Origin of the sequence: Flavobacterium sp. (assembly GCF_028689845.1) — a bacterium.
In the GTDB taxonomy this organism is placed as follows: Bacteria; Bacteroidota; Bacteroidia; order Flavobacteriales; family Flavobacteriaceae; genus Flavobacterium.
Genome location: NZ_JAQVCH010000038.1, coordinates 1 through 22267, shown reverse-complemented (window position 1 = coordinate 22267; position 22267 = coordinate 1). Strand labels below are relative to the sequence as shown.

At 33.9% G+C, this 22267-nt stretch carries 25 protein-coding genes and 2 pseudogenes; 9 read left to right on the top strand and 18 right to left on the bottom strand.

What is annotated here, in order from left to right; genetic code table 11:
• Window positions 1-1437, bottom strand: a pseudogene (locus PHR76_RS11810) (excinuclease ABC subunit A); the annotation flags it as partial.
• 272 nt (window positions 1438-1709) lie between these two features.
• On the opposite strand from PHR76_RS11810, the gene PHR76_RS11805 reads away from it, so the two are divergent.
• Window positions 1710-2297 carry a sigma-70 family RNA polymerase sigma factor gene (locus tag PHR76_RS11805; protein ID WP_300062857.1) on the top strand — a complete coding sequence of 196 codons (588 nt, stop codon included), beginning with the start codon at window positions 1710-1712 and terminating at the stop codon, window positions 2295-2297.
• 49 nt (window positions 2298-2346) lie between these two features.
• Window positions 2347-2490: a hypothetical protein gene (locus PHR76_RS11800; RefSeq protein WP_300062854.1), complete on the top strand. Its 144-nt coding sequence runs from the start codon at window positions 2347-2349 to the stop codon at window positions 2488-2490.
• A gap of 15 nt (window positions 2491-2505) precedes the next feature.
• Here the strand turns inward: PHR76_RS11800 and nth are convergent, their stop codons facing one another.
• Window positions 2506-3168, bottom strand: coding sequence for an endonuclease III (nth, locus tag PHR76_RS11795; protein ID WP_300062851.1), 663 nt, complete (start codon window positions 3166-3168; stop codon window positions 2506-2508).
• 92 nt (window positions 3169-3260) lie between these two features.
• Between nth and bcp the strand changes: the two genes are divergently transcribed.
• Window positions 3261-3713: a thioredoxin-dependent thiol peroxidase gene (bcp, locus tag PHR76_RS11790; protein WP_300062848.1), complete on the top strand. Its 453-nt coding sequence runs from the start codon at window positions 3261-3263 to the stop codon at window positions 3711-3713.
• Between the two features lie 35 nt (window positions 3714-3748).
• On the opposite strand, the gene PHR76_RS11785 is transcribed toward bcp, so the two are convergent.
• Window positions 3749-5209: a TonB-dependent receptor gene (locus PHR76_RS11785; protein WP_300062866.1), complete on the bottom strand. Its 1461-nt coding sequence runs from the start codon at window positions 5207-5209 to the stop codon at window positions 3749-3751.
• A 95-nt stretch (window positions 5210-5304) separates the two neighbouring features.
• Here PHR76_RS11785 and PHR76_RS11780 point away from each other — a divergent pair, with 95 nt between their 5' ends.
• The 3 genes from PHR76_RS11780 to PHR76_RS11770 are packed head-to-tail and all read left to right on the top strand — an operon-like array spanning window position 5305 to window position 7088.
• Entirely contained in the window at window positions 5305-6069 is a 765-nt protein-coding gene (locus tag PHR76_RS11780) for an MBL fold metallo-hydrolase (RefSeq protein WP_300062845.1), read from the top strand.
• 2 nt (window positions 6070-6071) lie between these two features.
• Window positions 6072-6557, top strand: coding sequence for a hypothetical protein (locus PHR76_RS11775; RefSeq protein ID WP_300062842.1), 486 nt, complete (start codon window positions 6072-6074; stop codon window positions 6555-6557).
• A 39-nt stretch (window positions 6558-6596) separates the two neighbouring features.
• Window positions 6597-7088 (top strand): hypothetical protein, encoded by a 492-nt coding sequence (locus tag PHR76_RS11770; RefSeq protein WP_300062839.1) that lies wholly within the window; start codon window positions 6597-6599, stop codon window positions 7086-7088.
• A 1-nt stretch (window position 7089) separates the two neighbouring features.
• Here PHR76_RS11770 and PHR76_RS11765 read toward each other — a convergent pair whose 3' ends face one another.
• The 7 genes from PHR76_RS11765 to PHR76_RS11735 all read right to left on the bottom strand — a co-directional run bounded on the left by PHR76_RS11765 (window position 7090) and on the right by PHR76_RS11735 (window position 14211).
• Complete coding sequence (locus PHR76_RS11765; protein ID WP_300062836.1) at window positions 7090-7734, bottom strand: alpha/beta hydrolase-fold protein; 645 nt, start codon at window positions 7732-7734, stop codon at window positions 7090-7092.
• A 4-nt stretch (window positions 7735-7738) separates the two neighbouring features.
• On the bottom strand, window positions 7739-8062 hold the full coding sequence (locus PHR76_RS11760; RefSeq protein ID WP_300062833.1) for a hypothetical protein: 324 nt from the start codon (window positions 8060-8062) through the stop codon (window positions 7739-7741).
• Between the two features lie 2 nt (window positions 8063-8064).
• On the bottom strand, window positions 8065-9318 hold the full coding sequence (locus tag PHR76_RS11755; RefSeq protein WP_300062828.1) for a dihydroorotase: 1254 nt from the start codon (window positions 9316-9318) through the stop codon (window positions 8065-8067).
• Entirely contained in the window at window positions 9315-11258 is a 1944-nt protein-coding gene (locus PHR76_RS11750) for a BatA and WFA domain-containing protein (protein WP_300062825.1), read from the bottom strand. Before PHR76_RS11750 ends, PHR76_RS11755 begins: the two co-directional genes overlap by 4 nt.
• A 74-nt stretch (window positions 11259-11332) precedes the next feature.
• Entirely contained in the window at window positions 11333-12676 is a 1344-nt protein-coding gene (locus PHR76_RS11745; protein ID WP_300062821.1) for a DEAD/DEAH box helicase, read from the bottom strand.
• Between the two features lie 62 nt (window positions 12677-12738).
• A complete protein-coding gene (locus PHR76_RS11740; protein WP_300062818.1) occupies window positions 12739-13503 on the bottom strand; it encodes a TIGR02757 family protein in 765 nt (254 codons plus the stop codon).
• Window positions 13504-14211, bottom strand: coding sequence for an ABC transporter ATP-binding protein (locus PHR76_RS11735; RefSeq protein ID WP_300062815.1), 708 nt, complete (start codon window positions 14209-14211; stop codon window positions 13504-13506).
• A gap of 249 nt (window positions 14212-14460) precedes the next feature.
• Between PHR76_RS11735 and msrA the strand changes: the two genes are divergently transcribed.
• The 3 genes from msrA to PHR76_RS11720 are packed head-to-tail and all read left to right on the top strand — an operon-like array spanning window position 14461 to window position 16036.
• Complete coding sequence (gene msrA / locus PHR76_RS11730; protein ID WP_300062863.1) at window positions 14461-15003, top strand: peptide-methionine (S)-S-oxide reductase MsrA; 543 nt, start codon at window positions 14461-14463, stop codon at window positions 15001-15003.
• 20 nt (window positions 15004-15023) lie between these two features.
• Window positions 15024-15695, top strand: a complete 672-nt coding sequence (gene folE, locus PHR76_RS11725) for a GTP cyclohydrolase I FolE (RefSeq protein ID WP_300062813.1) — start codon at window positions 15024-15026, stop codon at window positions 15693-15695.
• Between the two features lie 41 nt (window positions 15696-15736).
• Window positions 15737-16036 (top strand): hypothetical protein, encoded by a 300-nt coding sequence (locus PHR76_RS11720; protein WP_300062810.1) that lies wholly within the window; start codon window positions 15737-15739, stop codon window positions 16034-16036.
• Window positions 16037-16091: 55 nt separating this feature from the next.
• On the opposite strand, the gene PHR76_RS11715 is transcribed toward PHR76_RS11720, so the two are convergent.
• From PHR76_RS11715 to PHR76_RS11680, 8 genes and pseudogenes are all read right to left on the bottom strand, one after another.
• Entirely contained in the window at window positions 16092-16412 is a 321-nt protein-coding gene (locus tag PHR76_RS11715; protein ID WP_300062807.1) for a DUF6787 family protein, read from the bottom strand.
• A 3-nt stretch (window positions 16413-16415) separates the two neighbouring features.
• Entirely contained in the window at window positions 16416-16844 is a 429-nt protein-coding gene (locus tag PHR76_RS11710) for a DUF6146 family protein (RefSeq protein WP_300062804.1), read from the bottom strand.
• A gap of 104 nt (window positions 16845-16948) precedes the next feature.
• Entirely contained in the window at window positions 16949-17500 is a 552-nt protein-coding gene (locus PHR76_RS11705) for a hypothetical protein (protein ID WP_300062801.1), read from the bottom strand.
• Between the two features lie 53 nt (window positions 17501-17553).
• The gene (locus PHR76_RS11700) at window positions 17554-18513 is read right to left on the bottom strand and encodes a D-2-hydroxyacid dehydrogenase (protein ID WP_300062798.1); all 960 of its coding nucleotides are present in this window, start codon (window positions 18511-18513) and stop codon (window positions 17554-17556) included.
• 61 nt (window positions 18514-18574) lie between these two features.
• Window positions 18575-19645 (bottom strand): 3-phosphoserine/phosphohydroxythreonine transaminase, encoded by a 1071-nt coding sequence (gene serC / locus PHR76_RS11695; RefSeq protein WP_300062795.1) that lies wholly within the window; start codon window positions 19643-19645, stop codon window positions 18575-18577.
• A 126-nt stretch (window positions 19646-19771) separates the two neighbouring features.
• Window positions 19772-21196 (bottom strand): T9SS type A sorting domain-containing protein, encoded by a 1425-nt coding sequence (locus PHR76_RS11690; RefSeq protein WP_300062792.1) that lies wholly within the window; start codon window positions 21194-21196, stop codon window positions 19772-19774.
• 36 nt (window positions 21197-21232) lie between these two features.
• Window positions 21233-22180 (bottom strand): annotated as a pseudogene (locus PHR76_RS11685) (acyl-CoA reductase); the annotation flags it as partial.
• Window positions 22176-22267 (bottom strand): winged helix-turn-helix domain-containing protein (locus PHR76_RS11680; protein ID WP_300062860.1); only part of this gene is annotated, 92 nt, incomplete at its 5' end. The pseudogene PHR76_RS11685 and the gene PHR76_RS11680, both read right to left, overlap by 5 nt.

The window sequence follows — 22267 nt, the reverse complement described above, 5'->3', positions numbered from 1 at the left end:
CCCACCCGATAAACTAGCCGAATTCCGATTTAACGTCAAATAATCTAAGCCTACTTTTTGAAGAAATTCTAAGCGACTATTAATTTCAATCAACAAACGTTTGGCCACTTTTACATCATACTCAGAAAGTTGTAATGCAGCAAAAAACGGAATTAATTTTTTAATTGGTAATTCTACCAAGTCAGAAATTGTTTTTTCTCCTACCTTAATATAATTCGTTTCTTTACGCAAGCGTTTCCCCTTGCAAACCGTACATTTTGTTTTGCCACGGTAGCGGGAAAGCATCACCCGGTTTTGAATTTTATAATTCTTTTCTTCTAATTCTTTAAAAAAATCGTTTAACCCCGTAAAATAACGATTGCCATCCCAGATTAATTGCTTTTGCTCTTCGGTTAACTGAAATATCGGTTTGTGAATTGGAAAATCAAATTTATACGCATTATTCACCAATTGGTCTCTGTACCATCCCATACTGTCGCCACGCCAAGGAAAAATAGCATTTTCATAAACGGATAGAGCCGTGTTCGGAATCACTAATTCTTCGTCGATACCAATCACATTTCCGTAACCTTCACAAGCAGGACAAGCTCCATACGGATTATTAAAACTAAATAAATGAATATTTGGTTCTAAAAAAGAGAGTCCATCCAATTGAAAGTTACTGCTAAAAGTCAATTTTTCACTAGAATCAAGGGTTTGTAAAAAACATTCTCCTTTTCCTTCATAAAAAGCAGTTTGTACCGCATCGGCTAACCGATTGAGAAATTCTTCTTCTTTCTTGACGATAATTCGGTCAATCACCAATAAAATATCTTTGTTTTCGAGATTTTGCTCTTCCAATTCATCCAAACGAACCATTTGCTCCTCCACCAAAATGCGAAGAAAACCTTGTTGTAACAAGACTTTGAGCTTATCTTCTAAAGCACGTCCCGTTTCCAAATGAATAGGAGCGAGGAGGAGCCATTTACTGCCTTCTTCAAAGTTACTAACGACTTCAACGACATCGGTTACCGATTGTTTTTTTACTTCTTGTCCGGAAATAGGTGAAAAAGTTTTGCCAATGCGAGCATAAAGCAATTTTAAATAATCATAAATTTCAGTAGAAGTGCCCACAGTTGACCGTGCATTGGTCGTATTTACTTTTTGTTCAATGGCGATAGCAGGAGCAATTCCTTTAATCGAATCTACTTTGGGCTTGTCAAGACGACCTAAAAACTGTCGAGCATACGAAGATAAACTTTCTACATAGCGACGTTGTCCTTCGGCATATAAGGTATCAAAAGCTAAACTTGATTTCCCGGAGCCCGAAAGACCAGTAATTACAACGAGTTGATTCCGTGGAATTGCAACATCAATGTTTTTAAGATTGTGAAGTTGAGCTCCTTTTATAAGGATATTTTTTTTGGGTTCTAATAACGCAAATTCTTCTGGTGTCATATTTTTTATCAAAGAATTACAAAGGTAGTAATTAGAAATTTTAATTAAAAGTCGAACCTAGGCTACTTTTTTAGTATTAAAGTTTAAGTTTTGTTGTGGTTTTCCGCATTTATTATGTTTTGAATGTTAAAATTTGGAATAATATTTGTTTCTTAGGTTATAATTGTTTTACATTTGGCTAATAATTAATCTTTATTTAACAATTGCCTATCGTATAAAAATACTTTTTTAGACTAAAATTTCTCAAAACACGAACTCTAAAAGGTATTCTTATGGCTATTGTGAACAATCTTCCAGACGCTTTATTGGTTAAAAATTACATTGCAGGTGATGAACAAGCATTGGCGATTCTTATACAAAGACATCAATCAAAAATTTACGGATTTATTTATTCCAAAATTGCTGATCGCGAAGTATGTGATGATGTATTTCAAGATACATTTATCAAAGTAATTAAAACACTTAAATCTAATTCGTATAACGAAGAAGGTAAGTTTTTACCTTGGGTGATGCGTATTGCTCACAACTTAGTCATCGATCATTTTCGTCGAAACAAAAAAATGCCGATGCAACGGGAAACAGAAGAGTTTTCTATTTTTTCGTACATGAGTGATAGTAGTATGAATATTGAAGGCCAAATGATTACCGAACAAGTAGAAGAAGATGTTCGTCGTTTGTTAGAAGAATTGCCTTTAGATCAAAAAGAAGTGCTCGTAATGCGGATGTATCAAGACATGAGTTTTAAAGAAATTGCCGAGACAACAGGCGTTAGCATTAATACCGCTTTGGGAAGAATGCGGTATGCGTTAATGAACTTGAGAAAGGTGATTGAAAAAAATAATATTATTTTAACCAATTAAACAATATATCGTTTGGGGTTGTCGTTATATAAGAAATTAAACTTTTTATATGGCAAAACTTTACACTAGTAAAAAATTAGCAACTCCAAAAATGTTACCTAAAAAAGAAACCATTCATTTTTTGCTTAACTATTCTAAGGCACTAAGCATGGTGAAGGTTGGAAACATTACTTTCGAATCGATTGCTAATTAAAAGGAACATCCCGGCTTATAGTCGGGATGTTTTTTTTTCGTATTCTTTTAGGACCGATTTTCTTCCAATCGTTCGGGTAATGATATCCTTCTCCAAATCCCAACCTCTTGCCGGCGAATATTCTCGTCCGTACCAAATAATCTGTAAATGCAACTCGTTCCACAAGGCTCTCGGAAAAATTGCTTTCGCATCTTTCTCCGTTTGAACCACGTTTTTTCCATTCGACAAATTCCACCGATACATCAACCGATGAATATGCGTATCAACCGGAAAAGCTGGAACGCCAAATGCCTGGCTCATCACCACACTTGCGGTTTTATGTCCAACCGCCGGAAGTTCTTCCAAAGCTTCAAAACTTTGCGGCACTTGTCCATCGTGTTTGTCCAATAAAATATGCGACAAACCATGAATTCCTTTCGATTTCATTGGCGAAAGTCCACACGGGCGAATAATTTCCTTAATTTCTTCTACACTCATTTTTACCATATCCGTCGGATTATCGGCTTTTGCAAATAAGATTGGTGTAATTTGATTCACTCGCACATCAGTGCATTGTGCCGATAGTAAAACCGCAATTAATAAAGTGTACGGGTCTTTGTGGTCTAACGGAACAGGGATTGTGGGATATAACTCATTTAACGTATTTATAACAAATGTTGCTCGTTCTTTCTTAGTCATTTTCATTAAATTTGAATACAAAAATAACGATAATTAATCACTCAGCAACTTAAAGTCTTATCCACTCAGTTACTCAACAACTCATAAAAAACATGAAAACCTTACAAAAAGGAGATAAAGCTCCAACATTTCTAGGAAGAGATCAAGACGGAAACGAACACCATCTAGCCGATTATAAAGGAAAAAAACTAGTTATTTTCTTTTATCCAAAAGCAAATACACCCGGTTGTACCGCAGAAGCTTGTGATTTACGAGATAATTTCGCTCGTTTTGAAGCCGATAATTACGCGTTGTTGGGGGTAAGTGCCGATAATCCAAAAGCACAAGGTAATTTTAAAAACAAATTCGAATTCCCATTTCCATTAATAGCCGACGAAGATAAAGTAGTCATTCAAGCCTTTGGAGTTTGGGGACCAAAAAAATTTATGGGAAAAGAATACGATGGCATCCACCGCACAACCTTCATCATCGATGAAAACGGAATAATAGATGAAGTCATTGCAAAAGTTAAAACCAAAGCACACGCCGCTCAAATTTTAGATTAAATAAAAAACCGAAGTTTAAAAGCTTCGGTTATTTTTTATTTAGTAGGTTCTACCATTTTCTTAAGATCGTAGCCAAACAAATTATCTCTTTTAATAATTTCGGCAACGCCTTTCGGGAGCATAACTTCCCAACCCGGTTCACCTTTAGAAATCATTTTGAGTACTTGTCGCGAATAAATTTCTAAATTATTTTGAATATAATCATCAATATCGACTACTTTTCCATTGAATTTAAAGAATTTATATAATTCTTTCATTCTCGGATGTACTTTTAAATTTTCAGAATTGATAACCACACCTTCTTCATCTTTCATCGGATAAAGGAATACTTTTAAATCGCGGTAAAATAATTTTCCGAACGCTTCTAAAATTCCACCGCTCAAATGGCGATAATATTTTTCGTCAAAAATATCAACTAAATTGCTAACACCCATTGCTAAGCCCATTCGTGCTTTGGTATAGTTTGAGAAATATTCTACCACACGATAGTATTCTTGGAAATTAGAAATCATAACATATTGACCCAAGGAACAAAGCAATTCGGCCCTATCCATAAAATCTCGTTCGTCGATTTCACCTTCTGATCGAAGATTGGAAAGCGTAATTTCAAAAATTACCAAGGCATTGTCGGCATCAACTTTACTTTCATTTAAGAACATTTCCAACGATTTCTCATACATATCCATATTTACACTCGTCACCGGACGAAAACTACCACGTAAAGTCAGAATATTTTTCTTGTATAAAATAGTTGCGGGTAAAATATTATTACCATCTGGACCAAACATTACGGCATCAGTCATTCCGTTTTTAACCAATTGTAAACTCATCAAGCGGTTATCTACATTGGCAAAACGAGGTCCCGAAAAATTAATCGTATCAATTTCTAATTGGTCTTTATCCAAATGGTCATATAAATAACGCAATAATTTTTTAGGATCATTGTATTTGTAAAAAGCTCCGTAAATAAGATTTACCCCTAAAATTCCTAATGTTTCTTGTTGTAAACGAGCATCGGTTTCTTTAAAGCGAATATGTAAAATAATTTCGTTGTAATCTTCATCGGGTTCAATCTGATACTTAATTCCGACCCAACCATGTCCTTTAAATTGCTTCGCAAAATCAATGGTAGCCACAGTATTGGCATAACTGAAAAACATTTTATTGGGGTGTTTCACCCGATCCAAGCGTTTTTCTATTAACTCCACTTCATGTTGAACCATTTTTTTTAGTCGACTTTCTGTAACATATCGGCCATCTTTTTCTATACCATAAATGGCATCACTAAAATCTTTGTCATAAGCTGACATTGCTTTCGCAATCGTTCCTGACGAACCACCTGATCTAAAAAAATGGCGAACAGTTTCCTGACCGGCACCAATTTCAGCAAAGGTCCCGTAAATGTTTTCATTTAAATTGATACGCAATGCCTTATCCTTAATGGAAGGAATTTGTTCTATCGCTCTGTCACCCTTTAATTTTATTTCCATCGCAATTCGTTCCGTGTTTACTTGGTAATACATTGCAAAGTTAACAAATATCATACCTTAATAAAAGATAAATAATACTATTTTTGTGAAAAATAATCGTCTTGGAGATTTACTTTTTAGGTACCGGCACTTCTCAAGGAATTCCAGTCATTGGAAGTCAACATCCTGTTTGCCAAAGCACGAACCAAAAAGATAAACGGTTGCGTGTTTCGGTGTGGATTCAAACCGCTGAATTATCACTTATTATTGACTGCGGGCCCGATTTTAGACAGCAAATGCTCACGAGCGGTTGTGTCCGAATGGACGCGTTATTGTTTACGCATGAACATGCAGACCATACGGCAGGCATAGATGATATTCGACCTTTTAATTTTAAACAAGGTGCTATTCCGATATATGCACACGAGCGAGTGATTCAAAATTTGAAAAAAAGGTTTGATTACGTTTTTGAAACGGTCAATAAATATCCAGGAGCTCCTTCTGTATCAACTCATCAAGTAGTTAAAAACCAGTCTTTTGTCATTGGCTCTAAAACGATTATTCCTATAGAAGTTATGCATGGTTCACTTTCGGTATTTGGCTATCGAATTGATAATTTTGCTTATTTAACCGATGTAAAATTAATTGAAGCAAAGGAGGTCGAAAAATTGAAAAACCTAGACGTGGTTGTCGTCAATGCTTTACGTGAACAACCACATGACACCCATTTTAATCTGCAAGAAGCATTGGATTTTATCGCCTTGATTCAACCCAAAAAAGCCTATTTAACACATATCAGTCATCTCATGGGTTTTCATGAGGAAGTGCAAAAAAAATTACCACCAAACATATATTTAGCTTACGATAACTTAAAAATAACTATTTAAAAATGAAAAAATCACTATTCCTTTACCTCTTTATTGTTTCTATATTGATGACGGTTTTTACCTACATGTATTATGATAAAAAAGTGAAATTTGAAGCAGAACGGTTCGATAAATTGAAGAAAACCATGCATGATAGTATTCAAATGATGAATAATCAAGTTTTTGAAGCAAATTATTTCACGCTTCTAAACAATGACAATGCCCAAAATCAGTTAGACAACTATTCTATCGAGAAATTAATTGAAAAAATCGAACGAAAACTCATGGAAATGAATGATTTACCTGATGGGAATCCTATGGTAGAATTTATTAAAATGAATGATAAAAAATTCATTATCAATAAGATTAAAGTGATTAATCACCGCTGGGTAATTGCCGATTTTAGTAATGGAGATCTTTGGGGAGAAGTATTGTTGCAGTATTTTGTAGAAGAAAATGAAGAACTTACGTTTAAAATTATTCAATCAACCTTATACACTAAAAGCTAAACTTTTGTATCTTTCCATTTCTTTTTATTTTTGATATGTATGGATAAGCGATTTCTATTTCTATTTTTTTTGATTTCACTCGTTTCTTGTAAAAATTTTGAGGAAAAAATTGAACCAGAACTAGTCAAAAAACAAACCATTGTAGATACGGTCGATAATGCCGATAAAGATGCGAATGGGTGTTTGACCGCTGCGGGTTATGTCTGGTCACAACTCAATAAAGAATGTATAAAAATATATGTTTCTTCTATAATTTTATATCCTTACGGGAATCAAGACAATGAAAATGAAACGCGAAACACCTATATTGTCTTCGATAAAAATGGTGGCAATGCAGTTGAAGTCTTTTTTCCTAATTCCGAAAAATCTGTAATTTTCACTCGTGTTGAAGAAGGACAACCCTGGAAATTTGAAGAGTGGCAATTGGTACCGTGGAAAGGTTTTATCTTAAAACAAGGAGACGAAGTCAAATTTGCTGGTGATGGCGAATTTGGACCAAAAGTTACTGGAAGTGATAAAATGGAAAATTAGTTTACAGTTTTCCGACAAGCCAATTTTTAAAATCAAAAAAGTTTTGTGGCGATACGCCGTGCCCAATCGGATATTCTTTATAGATACACTCAATTCCTAGTTTTTCAAGGATAGCAGGCGTTTTTCTAGCCCAATCAATCGGAATTACTTGGTCAACCGTGCCATGTGAAGCAAAGATGTTCAAGCTAGATAAATCATTCTTTTCAAAACCTTCAGTCGCAATTTCTGTATTTAAATAACCACTCATCGCTACAACTTGTCCAATTTTAGTAGGGTAGGAAAGTGCTACGGCATAACTCAAAATGGCTCCTTGACTAAAACCAATTAAGCTAATTTTTGAAGCATCAATCGGATATTTTGCAATTAATTCGTCAATAAATGTTACAATTAAATCGCGGGATTGCCGAGCTTGATTTAAATCGGAGAATTTTGTATTATCTGCCTCAAAATTAATCGCATACCAAGCATAACTACCATATTGTAAATCATACGGAGCTCGAGCCGAGATAATATAACAATCGTCTGGTAATTCTGAAGCGAAAGAAAATAAATCTTGCTCGTTACTGCCATAGCCGTGTAATAATAACAATAACGGATTTTTTTCTTTTTTTTCTTTTGGTTCTTGAACGATATAATGTAAAGACATGATTTTATATATTTTTAAAAATAGTTTGAAATAAATTACCAATCAATGGAACGGAAATCATTTGTCCTTTAATGGCAGTAATCATGCCATAAGACCATAAAACAGACATGAATATCCACATCGAAAAGGTGATCATCGGGCTTCCAAAATTTGAGATTACCAATCCCAAAGCAATAAATAATATGGATAAACCTAATGCTTGTCTGATATGAAAGGATGCAAATTTATTTTTACTTTCGGAATTCATAGACATGGCAATTAACACACCAATAATTAGAATATAGCTGATAATGGCGGTCATTTTTCCTTTTTCAATTTCGTTGTTCATTATTATTCTAGAATTAATTGCTCATTATTATAAATTCCATAAACTTTTCCTTGCATTTCCTGACCTAAAAAAGCGGAGTTTTTAGATTTTGAAAGAATGCTTTCTTTTGTGAAAAGCCATTTTTTTTCTGGATTAAAAAAAGTAAAGTCCGCAGTTTGGTTCACTTGAATTACGTTTTGTGCTAATCCAAAAACACCTTTACCTGCTGTAAGTTTTGCTATAATTAGTTCCGTTGGCAAAATGGTTTGCAAGGCTCCAAAAGCACTTTCTAAACCGATTGTTCCGTTTTTAGCAAAGTCAAATTCCATTTTTTTATGTTCAATATCTATCGGATTATGATCTGAAGTAATCATATCAATAGTGTTATCTAAAACGCCTTGAATCAATGCTTTTCGATGAAAATCATCTCGGAGTGGTGGACTAACTTTATAGCGAGTATCAAAGCAATCTATTTTATCGTCGGTCAACACTAAGTGATGAACGGAAACACTGCAAGTTACGGCCATACCTTTTGCTTTTGCTTTCTGAATTAATTCGACAGAATGAGCACTAGATAAGGTTGGAATGTGTAATTTTCCACTCGTATATTCCAGTAAAAATAAATCTCGAGCAACCATTAATTCTTCTGCTAAAGCCGGAATTCCTTTTAAGCCTAAGCGAGTAGAAACCGTTCCTTCATGAACGACGCCATTTCCTTTAATTTTTTCATCTTGCGGAAAAGAAATGACTAAACCATCAAAATCTTGTCCGTATTGCAAACCGATTTTTAACAAATTGGCATTCGAAATAGCTTTGCCATAATCACCAAAAGCTATCGCTCCAGCTCGTTTCATGTCAAACAATTCTGCTAAGTCGGCTCCTTCTGCATTTTTAGTTAAGGTACCAATCGGGTAAACATTGACTGCATTCTCTTTTGCTTTCTCTTTTACAAACCGAATTTGGGCTTGATTATCTAAAACGGGAAAGGTATTGGGTTGTAAGGCTATCGCTGTAAAGCCACTTAAAGCGGCGACTCGCAAACCGTTTTGAATCGTTTCTCGTTCTTCAAAACCGGGTTCACCTAGAGATACCGAGCTATCAAACCAACCTGGCGAAACGTGCAAATTAGCTAATTCAAGTACGGTGTAATCGTCTGATATCGTTATTTGTTTTCCGATTTCTTCAATGGTATTGCCATTAATCTTTAAATCAATAGTTTTTAGATGATGTGGGCTCAAAATATCGACCACTGTGGCATTCCGGATGAGTAGTTTCATTTCACAAATTTTTGAATGAGTATTTCCAAAATCAAAAATAATAAAGTTAAAGCAACAAACCATTTCCAAAGTTGATTATCTGTTCTATTGGTTTGTAAAGTATTAAAAACGCTATCTAACGATTGTTCATTTGGATAGGCCGCTAATAAATTAGAATTGTCCAAAGATAAATCACTCTCAGTTCTTGGATAATTAAAACTGATATTTTTAATTGGCATATTGGCTTTTAAAGCGGTATAATTACCCGCTTCTTGTGGGTTTTCGACAAAAGAAAGGCGTACTTTTTTAGATAAGACTTGTTGTTGTGGAATAAATTTTTCGCCATTTTCGCCTGTACGAATGACTTCAACGATTTCGTCTTTTGATAAGGTTTCGTCTAAAATAATTGGGGTAGAAGTACCAATAGCGAAAGTACTAATTCCTGTATTGGTATTTTGTTGGGCCATGTTATAAAAGGTAGGGACAATAAGTGGCGAATTCTGAAAATTTGAAAAACTTTTACTTATTGGTGCCGTAAAAATATAAAACGAACTCAACGAATTAGTCGCCGAAGTTAAAAATGCTCGTTGGTCATCAAAACTCAAAATAGCAGAAGTAGTACTTCTAAGGTCGTAACTCAATTGCGTGGTTGGATACTGAAAATTGGTGACTTTCTTTTCAAAAACACCATTATAAAGTGGATGTGTAAAGGATATACTTGTTATTTTCTGCTCTCTTTTGTTACTATTCCCAAAAGAAAAAGTGCCGAAATTTATTAAAAAAGCATTATAATTTGTGGTATTTGCATTTGCAGAAGGAATGAAAATCAAATTTCCTCCTTTTTCATAAAATGATTTTAAAGTAGTTTGTAAGGCTTGCGGAATTTCATCTAACTCATTTAAAATCACAACCGATTGATTTTCAATTAAATTGTAATCTAAGGTTTTTAGTTCAGTAGTTATTAATTGAAATTCATCATCAGGATAAAGTTTAGCTAAAAATTTATTTTTCTCTGGTTCGCCAATTGCTAAAACGGTTGTTTTTTTTGGTTTTGAAATACTAAAATAATAGTAATTGTCATAGGTTAAACCGGCTTGTTCTTCTAAATAAACATATCCATTAAAATCTTCTTTTGGAATAGTAAAAAACAGTTCTTGTTCTTTCTTTGTTAGGGTTGCTTGCGTTTTTGCAATCAATTGTTTTTGATTATAAAGAGCAATTGCGACATCGGGTGTGGCTTTGCTAAATGATTTTAATTTGACGCCAATCTCATAAAAATTAGCTAAAGTTTGATTTAGATAAACACTATCGATGGCAATATTATTTTTTTGTTCTGCTTTGGAAATGAGCACAAATGGATTGAAAACTTCATCTAAAGGTTTACTATTTGAGGCGGATAAATTAATAGCATCCGTCATGATTATAATATCTTTATTGAATGGTGATTTTTTTGATTTAATAGTTGATAGTGCTTGATCTAACTGAAAAGGAGTTGCACTATAATTCAAATTCATCAATTCTTTTTGAATAGATTTGATGTCGGTATTCCAGTAAACCGCATCATTGATTAACAAGGAAAAAGTAAGATTTTCTGGGGTTTTTTCTAATAAATCTTGTATCGCTCTTTTTAATAATTCACCTTGCTGCCCTTTGGCTTGCATACTAAATGAATTATCTAAAACAATATAAAGTTCGTTGGTAACGGCTTGACTATCTTTTGCTTTAAAAAAAGGTTGGGCAAAAGCTAAAATCAGAGCTGTTAAAAGAGCTAATCGGGTGGCAAGCAATAACCATTTTTTTATTTTAGAGCTTTTTCGAGTTTGAATAATACTCAGTTCCCTTAATAACTTTACGTTGGTAAAATATTCCTTTTTAAATCGACGAAGTTGAAATAAGTGAACGATTATTGGAATGACCAATAAGAAAAGGAAATACAGAATTTCTGGATGTTTAAACTGCATTTAATGAAAGTTTATCAAAGATAGTTTTTATATTTTAATACGACAAATGCACTTTTTAGTGAAAACTTTTTTATTTATTTTTTCTTCTTTTTAGCATCTCTTTTCTTTTCTACACCGCGGTTTCGCGATTCGGTTTTTCTAGGAGTTCGTTTACCAGGGCCTCCTAAATTCACTTTTTTATTTTTATCTTTTTTCTCATGAAATGCTTCGCCACCCTCTTGTTTGGGTCGCTTAAGAAGCACTTTCATTTTCTTTTTATCTTTTTCAAATTCAAGCATCCGTTCTTCTATTTGAATAGAAGGCAAAGCTATAAATTCGATTTCTCTTTCCATTAAAACCTCTGCTTCTAATTGAATTTCTTCTTCTCTAGGGCTGACAAAACTGATGGCTATTCCCGATTTATCCGCTCGACCAGTTCGACCAATACGGTGAATATATTGTTCTGGAACTTCTGGAAATTCCATATTGATAACATGTGTGATATCCGAAATATCCAATCCACGTGCCATAACATCTGTGGTGACAATTCCTCTAATTTCTCCTTTTTGAAAAGAAGCCATCGTATTTAAACGATAATTTTGTGACTTATTGGAATGGATTAATCCAAATTGTTCTGGAAAATCTTCTTCTAAAGCGACTGAAACTAAATCGGCTGTTTTTTTATTGTTGATGAAAATTAATAGCCGCGACATACTTTCGTCGGTTCGAATTAATTCTTTTAATAAATTGAGCTTAGTCAAAAAATTAGGGACTTTATAACCAATTTGGGCTATTTGTTCTAAGGGTGTTCCTGAAGTGGCTAGCGAAACTTCTTCTGGAAAATCAAAAAAGTCTTCCAGCATATTATCCACATCATCCGTCATGGTTGCTGAAAAGAGAATATTTTGACGTTTGTTTTTCAACATTGATAAAATAGAAGTGACCTGAACTCGGAAACCTAAATTCAACATTTCATCAAATTCATCAATAACTAATTTTTGAATTTCATCAAAGCGAATTACATTATCCAATGATAAATCCATGACTCGACCTGGAGTTCCAACCAAAATATCTACTCCTTGATAAACGGCCTTTTTTTGGGTATTAATATTAACACCACCATAAATTCCGAGGGTTCGTACCGACATGTGAGTGGTTAACTTAACCACTTCTTCTGCTACTTGAACAACTAATTCACGCGTTGGAACCAAAATTAAAACTCTTGGCGTATGGCTAGCTTGAAATTTCCATTGTTTTAAAATAGGAAGTAAGTAGGCAAAGGTTTTTCCTGTTCCAGTTTGAGCTATTCCCATCATATCGCGACCCGATAAGATTACAGGCATCGATTTAATTTGAATTGGCGTAGGGGTTGAAAAACCCATCTCGTCAATTGCTTTTTGTAATGATTTGGGTAAGTCAAAATCAAGAAAAGTACTCATAAAAAATTAATTTTGGCAAAGGTACGTTTTTTTGAGTGAAGAAATAACGATTCTTACTAGAACTAAAAGCCTTCAAAAACGCCTAAACCAAATAATGCAAAATCATATTTTACAGGATCTTGACTATCTAAGACTCGAAGTTTTGAATCTAATTCGCTTAAAGCCTTACCATCATTTTGCTTTCTTGTGAGTAAACCTAATTTTCGAGCCACATTTCCAGAATGAACATCGAGCGGACACGAAAGCTGTGCGGAAGAAAGTGATTTCCATATTCCAAAATCAACTCCTTTTTGGTCGTTTCTAACCATCCAACGGAGAAACATGTTGAGGCGTTTGGCTGCCGAATTATTTAACGGATCAGAAATATGTTTTTGTGTTCGTGCAGCATGGTTAATTTCAAAAAATACTTTTTTAAATTCGGAAATACTCGTTTGTAAAGAAGCGGGTTCTTCGTGTTTTTTAAATAACGTTTCTAACCCTTCATGTTGTAAATAGATGTTTTTTAAGCTTTTGATAAACGTCATACAATCTATACCATTAAAGGTGCGATGAACAAAATGAGCCAGTGTGTTTAGTTCATTTTCAGAATGGTTTAACACAAAATCATAGGGTGAATTGCCCATCCCATCCATTAGTTGTGAGGCGTTTTTAATAATCATTTTTCGATTTCCCCAAGAAATGGTAGCGGTCAAGAAACCTGCAATTTCAATATCTTCTTTGGTTTGATAACGATGTGGAATCTGAATTGGATTACTCTCAATAAAACTGGGATGATTATAAAACAGTACTTTTTCGTCTAAAAAATCCTTTAAGTCGGCTTGATTCATTTATTCTTTTACAAGGTTGCGAGCGTTAGCTTCCATCCAACCCGCATTTTGTTCAAATAAGCCATCAACCATTACGAGTTTTCGGTCGGCCATATTTGCTAGGGTTTCATTGTGCGTGACAATCACAAAAGTTTGTCCAAACTCATCGCGTAGTTTAAAAAACAATTCGTGTAAATTTTCTGCCGAAGCCGTATCTAAATTTCCAGAAGGTTCATCGGCAAAAATCACGGCTGGCTTATTGATTAAAGCTCGAGCAACGGCCACACGTTGTTGTTCTCCTCCGGAAAGTTCTCCTGGTTTATGATCTATTCGGTGAGATAATCCTAAGTAATCTAATAGTTTTTTGGCTTCTGTTTCTGCTTCAATTTTACTTTTTCCAGCAATGTAAGCGGGAATACAAACATTTTCTAAAGCGGTAAATTCAGGTAGTAATTGATGAAATTGAAAAATAAATCCCAATTTTAAATTGCGAAATTTCGATAATTCATTATCATTCATTTGCAATACAGAGGAATCATCAATAATTAATTCTGTTCCTGTTTGATTCGTTGGTTTTTCTAAGGTTCCAATAATTTGAAGCAAGGTCGTTTTTCCTGCTCCAGAAGCTCCAACTATGGAAACAATTTCTCCTTTGTGTATCATCAAATCAACTCCTTTTAAAACATGGAGTTGGTCAAATTTTTTATGAATGTTTTTTGCTTGTATCATGCCGCTTGTTTTGACAAAGTAACAAAGATTTTTAGGATTTTTAAACCTAATGGCTACTATTTATCGTAGATTAATTTATAAATTTAAGTTAACACAAACAATATTGTTTAATTTTTTATTACTTTTGTTAAACAAAATATGAAGATGAAAAAATTATTAATGAGTTTCCTTGCTTTTTCAGCCTTGTCTTGTCAATCTCAAGATACGAATGAAAATTTTGCTCAAGTAAAAGAACCAATCAAAATGAACATGACAGAAAATAGTGAAATTGCCACCTTTGCTGGTGGATGCTTTTGGTGTACCGAAGCGGTATTCTTAGAATTAAAAGGTGTTGAAAAGGTATTACCCGGATACATTGGCGGAACTGTAAAAAACCCAGCCTATCGTGAAGTCAGCAATGGAACAACAGGTCATGCTGAAGCTATTCAGATTACCTTCAATCCGAAATTGATTTCTTATGGCGAATTACTAGAAATATTTTTTGCCACTCATGATCCAACTACTTTAAACCGACAAGGAAATGATGTAGGAACACAATTCCGTAGTGAAGTTTTTTATTATAATGAAGAACAAAAAAAACTGACTGAAGACTATATCGGTTTAATGACTTTAGAAAAAACCTTTAAAAATCCGATTGTCACGAAAGTTAGTCCTGCTTCCATTTTTTACGAAGCTGAAGATTACCATCAAAATTATTATAATTTAAACAAAACGCAATCGTATTGTACATATGTGATAACGCCCAAGATTGAAAAATTGAAAAAGAATTACACAGAAAAATTGAAGAATTAACTTGCTAACGAAAACGTGCTATGAATACGATAACAGAAAAAGAATTATTTGAATTAGTTGGTGACGAACACCAGATGACTTCTGCAGAAACGCCTTTACGTCCTGATGCTTTTGACAAATCGGATAGTGATAAAATGAAAACTATCGAAAAACATTTTCATCTTATTATGGAGGAAATGGGATTAGATATGACAGATGATAGTTTGCGTGGAACACCGCATCGCGTTGCTAAAATGTTTATTCAAGAAATTTTTAGTGGATTAAATCCTGCCAACAAACCAAAAATTTCTGTTTTTGAAAATAGTTATCACTATGATAAAATGTTGGTAGAAGCCAATATCAGTTTCAATTCTACTTGTGAGCATCATTTTTTACCGATTATCGGAAAAGCTCATATTGGTTATGTTTCGAACGGAAAAGTAATTGGGTTGTCTAAATTAAATAGAATTGTAGATTATTACGCTCGTCGCCCACAAGTGCAAGAGCGAATGATTATGCAGATTTTTAACGAATTAAAATTAGTTTTAAATACGCAAGATGTCATTGTGGTCGTTGAAGCGGAACATTTATGCGTTTCTAGTCGTGGCATAAAAGATAGCTCGAGTTATACCTCTACGATTCAATATAGCGGCATTTTTAAAGAAAAAGAGAACCGTAATGATTTTTTCAATTTGATGAAAAAGCCTAACTAATTGGCATTACTTTTGTTCATGTTATATTAAACAACAATTTAATGACAAAAGAAGGAACTATTGAAAACACCAAAAACACGAAGAAAAGGGATTTATTTCTAAGTCTACTTTTTGATTCGGTTGGTTTTTTATCCTATGCTGTTCCTTTTTTAGGCGAGCTTTCCGATTTGATTTGGGCTCCCATTGCCGGTATCATTTTATTGCGAATGTATAAAGGAACCGTTGGAACGGTTGGCGGTGTAATTGTTTTTGTGGAAGAGTTAATTCCAGGTTTAGACTTTATTCCAACTTTTACATTGACATGGATTTATACCTATTGGATTAAGAAAAGTGAATCGTAAGGAAAATAGAAAAGTAAAGAAATAGTAATAGAGAAGAAGCTGCGTTTTAAAACACTCAGCTTTTTTTATTTTCAAACCAATCGGCTATAAAACCTAATTTCATGCTGCGAAGCATTTTTTTTTCAAACCACCAAAAGAATTTAAATTGTCCAAATATAAATCCAAAAAATACTAAGAGAACTTGATATAGCGGAAAAATAGCAATTAAGCGAATGGGCCAATAAAAATAACCTAAATTGTCTTCGGTAAGGCCAACATAATTGGTAAAAGGTTTTGATAAATAAGCGGATAACGAGCCCGTTATTGCAAAAACAATAAAAATAACTACGAATTGAAAATTGGAGGTAACTCCCCACTTTTTCTTTAATTTTTCCATTTATTATAATCTGGGCTCAAACATTCCCAAGCGTTGTTTGTAATGCAATTGAAAATAGACCAAATAGTTGTAGAGTAAATAATTTACTTCATACCCATAATCTATTGTTCTTTGATAATCAATAGGGAGTTCATACAATTGTGAATGATAACTTCCTCTATCGCTAACACGAATATTGTAATTGGTGACCCAAATTCGGTTACGTGTTTCAAGATAGGATTGGTCATAATAATTTCGCGGTTTGGCAGTGGTTTGCAACCACATATTAAAACCAGGTTCTAAAATAATCACTTCATATTCTAATTCTTTATTTTCAATGCGAAGGGTGTCTTTTGGCATTATAGCCAAATTCTCCTTGTTCTCCATTGATTTCTTGGTAGAACAACTGAAAATAATCGAGCTTAGTAAAAGTAGAAGTGATGCAAATTTCATGCTCTAAAGATACAAAATTTTTAAAATTTTACTTGAATAAAATCCCTTTAACACAAAAAAAACCATCCTTTTCAAGATGGTTTTAATCAAATGATGTTTTATTGTTATTTACCTAAAAATTTCCCTAACAAACCGCCAAGTCCACCTTTTTTAGTAACGGCAGCCATCGCATCTTGCATATCTACTTTTCCATCGTTATTTTGGTCTAAGCCAAATTGGCCACCATACTTAGAAACCGCTTCCATCAAGCCTGAATTTCCTGAACCGCTAATGGCATTTACTAAATCTGACATTTCAAAACCTTTTACATTTGGGTCTTTTGCATTTCCGATTAACGAACCTAAAATTTGCGGAATCATGTTGGAGGCAACCCCATTTGCTGCGTTAGAATCAATATTAAATTTTTGGCCTAAATTTCCAGAAACTTGATTCACTAAATCTTTCACCGCCGGATTAGAGGCGTTTGCATTATTTCCTTGTAAAAGTCCTGCTAATTGTTCAAAGTTACCTTCTGAAGCCATTTTTTGCAAACCAGCCATTAAAGAATTTCCGGTTTCATTTACGATGCTTTCATTTAATTCGTTTGGAATAGCCTTGTTGTTTACAACTGCTTCCTGACCAAACTGTTTGGCTAATTGTGTTAATTGATCTAACATTTTATTGGTTTTAAAATTAAGTCGTTCAAGTTAAGACTTTTTAATGATTTTTTTTATTTTTCTGTTTTTAAAATACTAATAATTTGTTCTGCCAATTCTGTTCCAATTCGATCTTGAGCTTCTAAAGTTGCCGCTCCAATATGTGGAGTTAAAGATATTTTAGGATGCATTAAAATTTTAATTTCAGGAGTCGGTTCGTTTTCAAAGACATCTAAACCTGCAAAAAGTACTTTTTCTTCGTCTAATGCATCAATTAAAGCTACCTCGTCTAAAATACCACCGCGAGCCGCATTAATAATGCCCACATTATCTTTCATCATTTTAAATTCTTCTCTCCCAATAACATACTCATCTTGTGCCGGAACGTGAAGCGTAATAAAATCAGAATGCTTTAGTAAATCTTCCATTGGTTCTGTTTGGATGGCAACATTGATGAATTGGTCGTTGTAAAAATCAACTCGTATCACGGCTTCACCTACAAATTTATCTGAGGCAATCACTCGCATCCCTAATCCTAATGCCATTTTAGCTACGGCTTGACCAATTCGGCCAAAACCAATAATCCCTAATGTTTTTCCACGTAATTCAATTCCGTTTGCATACGCTTTTTTAAGTCCTTCAAAATGAGTATCACCTTCTAACGGCATATTCCGATTGGCATCATGAAGAAACCGAACACCCGTAAATAAATGAGCAAAAACTAATTCAGCTACCGATTCAGAAGAAGAAGCGGGCGTATTGATGACATGAATTCCTTTTTCGCGAGCATACGTCACGTCAATGTTATCCATTCCAACACCACCACGACCAATAATTTTTAAACTCGGACAGTTGTCAATAATCTCTTGGCGGACTTTTGTAGCACTTCGTACTAAAATAACGCTGATTTGATGTGTGTTTATAAAATTGGCCACTTGTTCTTGTGCCACTTTGGTGGTGATAACTTCAAAACCAGCTTTTTCTAGAACTTTAATTCCAGATTTTGAAATCCCATCATTTGCTAATACTTTCATTTTTTTTATGCTTTTTATTTCTGAGTAAAGAAATTATATTTTAATCAATACGCTATTTTTCTTAAACCCTATTTTCCATTTCCTTCATCACATCAACTAAAACTTTTACGCTTTCAATCGGCATCGCATTATAGATGGAAGCACGGTATCCGCCAACAGAACGATGTCCTGAAATTCCTTCAATTCCAGCTTCTTTCCAAAGGGAATCAAATAGCGGAGCATGAGCGACATCGTTTAAGAGAAAAGTTGCATTCATACAACTTCGATCTGCCTGATGAGCTGTTCCTTTAAATAACGGATTGCGGTCTATTTCACTATAAATTAAATGAGCTTTTGATTCATTTATCTTTTCAATTTCAGTAATTCCACCCAAATTTTTTAACCATTGCAGCGTCAATAATGAAGTGTAAACCGCAAAAACAGCGGGAGTATTATACATACTTTCTTTTTCAATATGCTGTTGGTAATTTAAGATATTGGGAATCGTTCTCCCTGTTTTTCCTAAAATCGCGTCTTTGACCACCACTAAGGTTGTGCCAGAAGGGCCCATATTTTTTTGAGCTCCAGCATAAATCAAATCAAATTTAGAAAAATCCAATGTTCTAGAAAAAATATCAGAACTCATGTCACATACCATCGGAATTTTTAATACTGGAAATTCTTTAAGCTGCGTACCAAAGATTGTGTTGTTTGAAGTGCAGTGAAAATAATCGGCATCAGCAGGAACACTATAGTTTTTGGGGATATAGGCATAATTTTCATCTTTAGAAGAAGCAACGATGAGTGTTTCTCCAAAGTTTTTAGCTTCTTTCAAAGCAGAACTAGCCCATGTTCCGGTATCTAAATAAGCCGCTTTTCCATTAACTTTCATTAAGTTATATGGTGTTCGTAAAAATTCCATACTCGCTCCGCCTTGTAAAAATAAGGCGGTGTACCCTTTGCCTTGTAAGCCCAAAAGGTCTAAAGCTAAAGTTCTTGCTTCTTCCATCACGGCCATAAAACCTTTACTTCGGTGCGAAATTTCAAGAATAGATAATCCAGAATTGTTGAAATTTAAAACGGCTTGAGCCGATTTTTCAAACACTTCTTGTGGTAAAATACAAGGCCCTGCACTAAAGTTATGTTTTTTCATTTTATTTCTGAACGAATGAGATTATATTAAAAAAAGCAAATTTCAGAAATTAGAAATAAATAAAACCTTTTCTAAAAGTAGTATTTATTATAGGTTATTAACAAAAACGTTGTAGTTGAAAAAAATCTAATTTTTACTTACTTTATAAGTTTCAATGATTCCATTGTCAAATTGAACTCTAATCAAATAAAGCCCTGTTGGTAATGATTGTAAAGAGATGGATGAAGTTGTACTTTTAATTGATTGAACTACTTTTCCAAGCGTAGAAATAATGTCGATGTTTTCTATTGAAAAAGGGGAGCGGTTTTCAAAATGAAGTTCATCTGCTGTTGGATTTGGGTAAATTATGACAGATTTTTTATCAAATTGAGTTGTACTCAGTGTTTCTAAGTCAAAAACATAGGCTTTACCTGAATTAATGATTCCTTCATAAGGGGCTCCTATAACTACATTTGATTCGAACATCGAAATGCTATTGCCTAAATAATCATCCATGTTAGATTGTCCTTCACCATTAAAGTAAGTTTGCATTTGCCATTCATTTTCAATTTTTTTGTAATAATAAACAGGAAATTTGCGTGCCAATTGCAAATAATAATTGCTAAATCCTACTAACATATTATCTCCAGAAACAGCAACATTTCCAATTATAAAGTCATCATAATTTGCTAGAATAAAAGAATCAATTTCCCATGAATTAGTCACTCGATTGTAGATATATACTTTGTTTTCATAACCATTTGTGCTAGAATTCAACTCCTGAGCACTAATAAATAAGCGTTGTTGATCATACGTAAAATCAAAAATAATTTGTTCTAAATTACCAAACAGTTCTGTGGAATCGCTGAATATCCAATTTGAACTATAGTTGAAAGCATGAAATTTTGTTGATGATCCAAATGGGTAAGTCAAGTTAGAAACAATTAAATTATCTCCTTGTATTTCTATTTTTCCTAATTTTCCAGCATTGTTAGGTACGGTCAATTTTTGACTTAAAATCCATTCATTTTGGTCAAAAATGTATACATAAACCGCACCAATTCCATCATTATTCTCGTCGTTTGGTGCCACAATAAACAATGAATTACCTTGCATTTTTACAAAAGAACCAAATTGTTTGTTTGTTGAAGCATCGGAAGCGGTGATTTTTTGAAAAAACACCCAGTTATTATTTACTTTTTCATACAAATAAACGGCTCCAGAATCGGTAAATCCTTCATCATGTAATGGTGAGCCAACCGCAATAAAGTCACCAAAAACAGCAACCGTTTTTCCAAATTGATCACTCGATAACGCATCACTGGGATAAAAGTAAGCTTCTTGTGTAATAGATTGATTGTTTTGATTAAAAACATAAACATAGCCAGTTGTTATTGGTGGAAATGGATAGGCGTCACTTGAAACCACTAGTGTATTTTCGTGAATGGCAGTTGCAGTTCCAAACTTTAAGCCCGAAACATTCGAAGTAGGATAAAATCCACTCAAATTAATTTGTGAAAAAGTTGTACTTGAAAGACACAAAAAAAGGATTGAAAGCCATGTTGATTTCATATTCATATGATTTACCTCTCAAAGATAGTTAAAAAGTTAAATCGAAATTAAAAAAGTGAAGGTATCAACATTATCTGCATAATCCCATAAATCAGGTTGTTGCGATTTTCCAAACGGAATGCTATTCGCAATAAATGGGTTGGAAACAATGCACTGAATTTGTTCTTTATCCGTTTCTAATTGTTCTGTCAAAACCGCTAAATCATCATAAAACTCATAGAAAACACTTGAAATAGGAGAGGAATAACTCCCGTCTTCTTTTAAGGTCAGAAAACCATTGTCACGTAATTTAAAATTACTCATTAAGAAAACTGCTTTATTATAATCGTAATTATTAGCATATTTTTCATAATGAATCACGTCTTGGTATTCAAAAATAGCTTGAAAAAAACGTTCGAAATTATAGTCTTTTGGAACAAATAATTTAGAAACATTTCTACAGCCCAAACCAAAATAACGAAAAATATCTTCGCCCAAGCGGACTAAATCAGCGTGGGATTCAGAACCATTTAAAATGGCAACTGAATTTCTGTTTTTGCGGATAATAGAAGGTTTATCCTTAAAATAATAGTCAAAATAACGAGCGGTATTGTTACTTCCCGTCGCAATAACAGCATCGTAATTTTCTAACTTTCCATCTGTAAAAGTAATTCGGGTTGCTAAGCGAGGTTCGACAGCAACGAGATAGTTGGCTAAAAATTTAATAAGATGTTGGTCATTGGAAGATGTTTTTACCAAAACCCGATGGCCAGCAAGTAGAACCGATAAAAAATCGTGAAAACCAACTAGCGGAATATTTCCAGCCAAAATTAAACCAACTGTTTTGGGTTTAATCATTGAAAAATCATAGTTAGAAAGCCATTTTGTTAAATTTTCTGCGGTCAATGCATTGGCCCAAGATTCCACAGAAAAATAAACATTTTCGGGTGTAAACCATCCGTTATGCGACTGCGATAACGTAATTAATTGTTCAAATGCTTCAAAATGAGGTGCCGCGGATGGTTTCTATTACCTTCCCCGCTTTTCCAAGTTTTTCCCTAAGCCTTTTTATATGCGTATCAAGGGTCCGGG

Coding starts and splice junctions, on each gene's coding strand:
- PHR76_RS11750 (WP_300062825.1), bottom strand. CDS start 11,258: ATGCAGTTTAAACATCCAGAAATTCTGTATTTCCTTTTCTTATTGGTC.
- PHR76_RS11755 (WP_300062828.1), bottom strand. CDS start 9,318: ATGAAACTACTCATCCGGAATGCCACAGTGGTCGATATTTTGAGCCCA.
- PHR76_RS11735 (WP_300062815.1), bottom strand. CDS start 14,211: ATGATACAAGCAAAAAACATTCATAAAAAATTTGACCAACTCCATGTT.
- PHR76_RS11690 (WP_300062792.1), bottom strand. CDS start 21,196: ATGAAATCAACATGGCTTTCAATCCTTTTTTTGTGTCTTTCAAGTACA.
- PHR76_RS11740 (WP_300062818.1), bottom strand. CDS start 13,503: ATGAATCAAGCCGACTTAAAGGATTTTTTAGACGAAAAAGTACTGTTT.
- PHR76_RS11745 (WP_300062821.1), bottom strand. CDS start 12,676: ATGAGTACTTTTCTTGATTTTGACTTACCCAAATCATTACAAAAAGCA.
- PHR76_RS11715 (WP_300062807.1), bottom strand. CDS start 16,412: ATGGAAAAATTAAAGAAAAAGTGGGGAGTTACCTCCAATTTTCAATTC.
- PHR76_RS11710 (WP_300062804.1), bottom strand. CDS start 16,844: ATGAAATTTGCATCACTTCTACTTTTACTAAGCTCGATTATTTTCAGT.
- serC (WP_300062795.1), bottom strand. CDS start 19,645: ATGAAAAAACATAACTTTAGTGCAGGGCCTTGTATTTTACCACAAGAA.
- bcp (WP_300062848.1), top strand. CDS start 3,261: ATGAAAACCTTACAAAAAGGAGATAAAGCTCCAACATTTCTAGGAAGA.
- PHR76_RS11700 (WP_300062798.1), bottom strand. CDS start 18,513: ATGAAAGTATTAGCAAATGATGGGATTTCAAAATCTGGAATTAAAGTT.
- nth (WP_300062851.1), bottom strand. CDS start 3,168: ATGACTAAGAAAGAACGAGCAACATTTGTTATAAATACGTTAAATGAG.
- PHR76_RS11800 (WP_300062854.1), top strand. CDS start 2,347: ATGGCAAAACTTTACACTAGTAAAAAATTAGCAACTCCAAAAATGTTA.
- PHR76_RS11805 (WP_300062857.1), top strand. CDS start 1,710: ATGGCTATTGTGAACAATCTTCCAGACGCTTTATTGGTTAAAAATTAC.
- folE (WP_300062813.1), top strand. CDS start 15,024: ATGAATACGATAACAGAAAAAGAATTATTTGAATTAGTTGGTGACGAA.
- PHR76_RS11770 (WP_300062839.1), top strand. CDS start 6,597: ATGGATAAGCGATTTCTATTTCTATTTTTTTTGATTTCACTCGTTTCT.
- PHR76_RS11720 (WP_300062810.1), top strand. CDS start 15,737: ATGACAAAAGAAGGAACTATTGAAAACACCAAAAACACGAAGAAAAGG.
- PHR76_RS11775 (WP_300062842.1), top strand. CDS start 6,072: ATGAAAAAATCACTATTCCTTTACCTCTTTATTGTTTCTATATTGATG.
- msrA (WP_300062863.1), top strand. CDS start 14,461: ATGACAGAAAATAGTGAAATTGCCACCTTTGCTGGTGGATGCTTTTGG.
- PHR76_RS11705 (WP_300062801.1), bottom strand. CDS start 17,500: ATGTTAGATCAATTAACACAATTAGCCAAACAGTTTGGTCAGGAAGCA.
- PHR76_RS11765 (WP_300062836.1), bottom strand. CDS start 7,734: ATGTCTTTACATTATATCGTTCAAGAACCAAAAGAAAAAAAAGAAAAA.
- PHR76_RS11760 (WP_300062833.1), bottom strand. CDS start 8,062: ATGAACAACGAAATTGAAAAAGGAAAAATGACCGCCATTATCAGCTAT.